Below are 6051 nucleotides of genomic sequence, written 5' to 3' on the forward strand. Positions count from 1 at the left end.
GGATGACCGGTTATTCCCCCGACGCCACCGACTGGCGCATCCTCGACGTCCTCCAGCAGCACGGCCGCGCGGGCTACGCCGAGCTGGCGCGGGCGGTGAACATGTCCGCGAGCGCGGTCACCGAACGGGTCCGGCGGATGGAGGAGGCCGGGGTGATCTCGGGGTACGCGGCGGTGATCGACCCCGAGCGGATCGGGCTGCCGGTGCTGGCCTTCGTCCGGCTGCGCTACCCGAACGGGAACTACAAGCCGTTCCACGATCTGCTGGAGACCACGCCGGAGATCCTGGAGGCGCATCACGTCACGGGCGACGACTGCTTTGTGATCAAGGTCGCCGCGCGGTCGATGAGGCATCTGGAGGAGGTGTCCGGACGCATCGGTGCGCTGGGCTCGGTGACCACGAGCATGGTCTACTCCTCGCCGCTCCCCCGGCGTCCCGTCAGCCGCTGATCCGGCCCTTCTCCCGGGCCCCGGTCAGCCGGGCACCCGGTGGCGGACCGTCGATCCGGCGCGGTCCTTGACGACCTCCAGTTGGGACGGGATGCGCGCCTTGAGGTCCGCGACGTGGCTGACGATGCCGACGCTGCGGTCGCGTTCGCGGAGCGCGTCGAGGACGTCGAGGACCTCGTCGAGGGTCTGTTCGTCGAGGCTGCCGAAGCCCTCGTCGATGAAGAGGGTGTCCAGCCGGGTGCCGCCCGCCTCGTCGGTGACGACATCGGCGAGGCCGAGGGCCAGGGCGAGCGACGCGAAGAAGGTCTCGCCGCCGGAGAGGCTGGCGGTGTCCCGCTCCTGGCCGGTCCAGGCGTCGATGACGTGCAGGCCGAGGCCGGAGCGCCGGGCGCCGCCGGCCCGTTCGTCGGAGTGGACCAGGGTGTACCGGCCGCCGGACATCCGGTGCAGCCGGGCGGTGGCCGCGGCGGCGACCTGCTCCAGGCGGGCGGCCAGCACATACGACTCCAGGCGCATCCTCCGTGCGTTCTCGCTGGAGGTGCCGGAGGTGAGCGAGGCGAGGCGGGCGATCCGGTCGTACGCGGCGCGCAGCGGGGCCAGGCGGCGGGCGTCGTCCTCGGCGTCGGTGGAGAGCCGGTCGAGGGCGGTGCAGCGTTCGCGGGCCGCGGCCAGGCCGGCGGCGGCGGTCCGCAGCCGCTCCGCCGCCGCGCGGTGCGCGGTGCGGGCGGCGTCCGGGTCGGCGGGCGGCAGGGCCGCGGCGGCGGCGAGTTCGGGCCGGTCCAGCTCGGCCGCCACGGCCGCCGCCTCGGCCTGCCGGTCGTCCAACTCCCGCTGGAGGGACCGTCGTTCGGCGTCCGGCAGCAGAGCCTCGGCCGCCGCATCCGGAGTACCGAACCCGGCACGGTAGGCGGCGTCGGAGAGCTGTGCGTCGGCCTCCTTCAGACGCTGGGCGCAGCCGGCTGCCGTACGGGACGCCTCGGCCGCGGCGGCGAGCAGCGCGATCCGCCGCTCCAGCCGCTCGGCCCGCTCGGCGACGCTGCCGCAGTCGCCCCGCGCCTCGGCCAACTCCTCCTCCAGCGCGGCCCGTTCGCGGTCCAGTGCCTCACGGTGGGAGGTACGGGCGGCGGCCCGGCGCTCGGCCTGCTGCTGTGCGTCGCGGCGCCGCTCGTACTCCCGCTCGGCGCGCGCCAGCGCCTCGCGGGCGCCGTGCAGATCGGCTCCGGCGGCGTGGGCGCGGGCGAAGTCGGCCCGCAACTGCTCGACCTGGGTGGCGAGTTCGGCGGTGGGGTCGTCACCGGCCGCGGCGCCGGCGGCGGCCAGCGCCTCCTTGACGGACTGGCGGTGCCCCTCCGCCCGCTGCCGGGTCTCCTCGGCGCGGCGGTGGGCCTCCTGGGCGGCCTCCTCGGCGGCCCGGTCGACATGGCCGGCGCCGGCCCGGGCCGGGTCCGGGTGCGCGGTCGCGCCGCACACCGCGCACGCCCGGCCGTCCTCCAGCTGGGCGGCCAGTTCGGCGGCGATCCCGCGCAGCCGCAGCTCCTTGAGCTCCAGCCAGTGCTCCTGGGACTTCGCCGAACGCTCCCGGGCGGTCAGCAACTCCGCTTCCGCGTCCCCTAGTTCGCCGGTGAGACGGTCGCGCCGACGGGCCGCGTCCAGCCGTTCGGCGGCCGGGGCGATCCGGTCGCCGAGCTGTTCCGCGCGGCCGGCGAACTCCTGTGCGGTCTCGATCCGCCGCTGGTGTGCCCGGCGCTCGGCGTCCCATTCGGCGAGCCACTGGGCGGCGTCCAGCAGCGTCTGCTCGTCGGCATGCGCCTCGCGGTCGAGGGCGGCGCGCTCCCGGCCGAGGTCGACGGCCCGGCGCTCGGCCCGGCGCGCCGCCGAGAGCGCTCCCAGATCGGCCGTCAACGTCCGTTCCAGCGCGGCGAGTCGGTCGCCCTCGGCGTCCGCGAGGTCGGGCGGCAGCGGAACACGGTGCTGCCGTTCGGCGCGCTGAGCGGCGGCCAGCCCCTGCCAGGCGTCCTCGCGCAGCGCGAGGATCGGGGCCACGTCCGCGGCGGCGCGGGCCCGCTCCAGCCGTTCCCGGAGGCGGTCGCCCGCGCCCGCGCCGGCGGCGAGTTCGGCGGCGCGGCGGCGGGCGTCGGCGTGCCGGCGCTGGAGCCGGTCCCGTTCCAGGGTCTCCTCCAGCCGTGCGGCGGCCGAGCGCTCCGCCGTCTCGGCGGCGTGGGCCGCGGACGCGGCAATCTCCCGGCGCTCGCGGGCGCTCGCCCGGGCGACCGCGGCGCGGGCCAGCACCGCCCCGGCGAATCCGGGCTCGCCGGGACCGGGCGCGGGGGCAGCGGCGGCCGCCTCGGCCGGTGCGGTGGCCGCCGCCCGTCCGCCGCGCCGGTCCGCTCCCGCCTGTACCGGCACAACCGCCTTTGCCAGGACGGGCACTGACGGGTCGTCGAGATCCGGGGTGGCCCCGGCCGCCTGTGCCATCCGGTGGGCCAGCGCCAACAGCCGGTCGTCCCCGGCCGCCACCTGGTCGGCCGCGGCCCTGCGGCGCGCCGTCAGCTCCTCTTCGAGCGCGGCGAACCGCCGGGTGTCGAAGAGCCGCCCCAGCAGCCGGGCCCGCGCCTCCGCGTCCGCCCGCAGGAAGCGCGCGAAGTCGCCCTGGGGCAGCAGCACCACCTGGCAGAACTGCTCCTTGCTCATGCCGAGCAGCTGCTGGATCTCCTCGCCGATCTCCTGGTGCGAGCGGCTGAGCGCCCGCCACTCGCCGGCCGGCGCGCCGTCGGCGGCCGGCCCCGCGGGGACGAACTCGCGCAGCCGGCTCTGCGCCTTCTCCTTCGTCGTACCGCTGCCACGCTTCTTGGGGCGGGGCTGCTCGGGCAGCCGGGTGATCTCCAACCGCCGTTCGGCCACGGTGAGTTCGAGGACGACTTCGGTCAGGGTGGAGGGGTCGGCCAGATCGCTGCGCAGGGCCTGGCCGCTCTGCCGCGCCCCGGGCACCGACCCGTACAGCGCGAAGCAGACCGCGTCCAGGACCGAGGTCTTGCCCGCCCCGGTCGGCCCGTGCAGCAGGAAGAGGCCGCCCCGCGCAAGCCGGTCGAAGTCGACGGTCTGGGCGCCGCCGAACGGCCCGAACGCGGTGACGGTCAGCCGGTGCAGCCTCATCGCGCCACCTCCGCCGCCGCGTCGGCGGCCCGTACCTCGTCGATGGCGGACCGCAGTTCGGCCCGCTCCGCGTCGTCGGCGGCGCGCCCGGACCGGACGTGTGCCACGAAGTCCTCGGCGATCTCCTGGTCGCCGCGGCCGCGCAGCCGCTGGGCGTACGAGGCCGTGGACCGGGCCGGGCCCTCGTCCGGGTCGAAGACCAGGCTCAGGGTGTGCGGGAAGCGCTTGGCCAGCCGGGCCATGGGCTCGTGCGGCCGGGAGCCGTCGGTGAGCGTCGCCTCCACCCAGGAGTCCTCGTGCCGGGTCAGCGCCGGGTCGTCCAGCAGCTGTTCCAGCGGTCCGCGGATACGGGCCAGCGGTCGCGGCACCGGGCAGTCCACCCGCTCGGCGTGCACGGTGCCGTCCGCGTCGAGGTCGACGAGCCAGGACGACTTGCGGTGCGCGGCCTCGGAGAAGGAGTAGGCGAGCGGCGATCCGGAGTAGCGGACCCGCTCGGTGAGGGTCTGGCAGCCGTGCAGATGCCCCAGGGCCGCGTAGTCGACGCCGTCGAACACGGCGGCCGGGACGGACGCGACGCCGCCGACGGTGATGTCCCGCTCGCTGTCGCTGGCGGTGCCCCCGGTGACGAAGGCGTGCGCGAGCACCACGGAGCGCGTCCCGTCGGGCCGGGCGGCCAGGTCGTCGCGGACCCGGTCCATGGCGGCGCCGAGGACCGCGGCGTGATCGGCGCGCGGTGCGCCGAGGGTGTCGCGCACCATGGCCGGTTCGAGATACGGCAGTCCGTAGAGGGCGACCGGGCCGTGGGCGTCGTCGAGGAGGACGGGGGTGCCGCAGTCCGCCGGGTCGGTGCGCAGGTGGACGCCGGCCTGCCGCAGAAGTCCGGAGCCGACGCCCAGCCGGCGGGCCGAGTCATGGTTGCCGGAGATCATGACGGTGGGCACGCCGAGGGCGGCGAGCCGGTGCAGGGCGTCGTCGAAGAGCCCGACGGCGGCCAGCGGCGGTACCGCGCGGTCGTAGACGTCGCCCGCGACCAGGACCGCGTCGGCCTCCCGGTCGCGGACGGTGGCGACGAGGTGGTCGAGGAACGCGCGCTGGGCGGAGAGCATGCTCACGCGGTGGAAGGACCGCCCCAGATGCCAGTCGGAGGTGTGCAGAAGTCTCAAGAAGCCGCTCCGACCTGCACGTTTCCCCCCACTGCACCTACAAAACCAGCACGAACCAGCACGGGCTCGCCTTCAGCACCCACCACGCTAGCGCCTGTCAGCACCTGATCCATCACGATCCTCGGCCTGCCCCTGACATTCGACGCCAGATCGCCGCAAATGTTCGAGTTGGTCCGATTGGCGGCGCGGCGGAGCCATCGCGATGGATCACGGGCTCCACGGGTCACTCATACACCCCGAGGCCGCCCGCGCGCCCTGAGCGGAACCGTCCGCGCCATCCGCGCTCACCCCGTGACAGGCGACGGAGCCGTGAGCGCAGGAGTTCACCGGCCCGTTCCGGGGAGAGGAACGCCACCTCGGAGAGCTCGTCGTCATGCGGTCGGATGCCGGCCGCTCGGTCCTCGCCGAGGGGGTCGGCATCGAAGACGAGGGACACCTCGCCGGCAGGGGCCCCGGCCGCGTCCGGGGCCGCCACGTCACGCTGGTGACCAGCACTCCCTCGAACGACTCTGCCCCTACCGGCTCATCTGGTGGGGTCACCGCGGTCGCTCATCACCGTGCCGCTCAAGGCACGCGGTGTGCTGATGGGCGTCGCCAACTTCTGGCGGATGCGGGAAAGCCCGCCCCTGGAAGAAGACGACCTGCCCCTGGCCGAGGAGCTGGCGGCCCGGGCATCCGTCCGCATCGACAACGCGCGCCGCTTCACCCGCGAACACACCATGGCCGTCACCCTCCAGCGCAGCCTGCTCCCCCGCGTACTCCCCGAACAGACCGCGCTCGACGTCGCCTACCGGTATCTCCCCGCCCGGACCGGAGTGGGCGGAGACTGGTTCGACGTCATCCCGCTGCCCGGAGCCCGGGTCGCGCTCGTCGTCGGCGACGTGGTCGGCCACGGCCTGCACGCAGCCGCCACCATGGGCCGGCTACGCACCGCCGTGCAGAACTTCTCGACCCTGGATCTGCCACCGGACGAACTCCTGGCCCACCTCGATGACTTGGCCGGCCGCATCGACCAGGACACGGCCACGGATACAGCCACAGATACGGCCACGGACGCGAACACGGCCACCGATACGGACCCGGACAGGGATACGGGCCCGGCGAAGGACGAACTCGCCATCACGGGTGCTCTACACCGACGGCCTCGTCGAGGACCGAGAACGCGACCTCAACACCGAACTGGAGATCCTCTGTACGACCCTGGCCCGCCCCTCCCGCCCACCGGAGGAGATCTGCGACGTCGTCATCAGCACGCTGCGGCCCGCCCGCCAGAGCGACGACATCGC

3 protein-coding genes and 1 pseudogene are annotated in these 6051 nt (G+C 75.0%); 2 read left to right on the forward strand and 2 right to left on the reverse strand.

All coding sequences use genetic code 11. The annotated features are described in order from the left end of the window. Positions 1-2 precede the first annotated feature (2 nt). Positions 3-449 (forward strand): Lrp/AsnC family transcriptional regulator, encoded by a 447-nt coding sequence (locus tag ACO1BR_RS33000; RefSeq protein WP_426798776.1) that lies wholly within the window; start codon positions 3-5, stop codon positions 447-449. Between the two features lie 24 nt (positions 450-473). Here the strand turns inward: ACO1BR_RS33000 and ACO1BR_RS33005 are convergent, their stop codons facing one another. Continuing rightward, complete coding sequence (locus ACO1BR_RS33005) at positions 474-3602, reverse strand: AAA family ATPase (protein WP_426798777.1); 3129 nt, start codon at positions 3600-3602, stop codon at positions 474-476. Beyond that, positions 3599-4765 (reverse strand): exonuclease SbcCD subunit D, encoded by a 1167-nt coding sequence (locus ACO1BR_RS33010; protein ID WP_426798778.1) that lies wholly within the window; start codon positions 4763-4765, stop codon positions 3599-3601. The genes ACO1BR_RS33005 and ACO1BR_RS33010 overlap by 4 nt, the downstream gene beginning before the upstream one ends. Before the next feature lie 545 nt (positions 4766-5310). Here ACO1BR_RS33010 and ACO1BR_RS33015 point away from each other — a divergent pair. Continuing rightward, positions 5311-6051 (forward strand): annotated as a pseudogene (locus ACO1BR_RS33015) (SpoIIE family protein phosphatase); the annotation flags it as partial.

Source organism: Streptomyces sp. YGL11-2 (assembly GCF_050054615.1).
Taxonomy (GTDB): domain Bacteria; phylum Actinomycetota; class Actinomycetes; order Streptomycetales; family Streptomycetaceae; genus Streptomyces.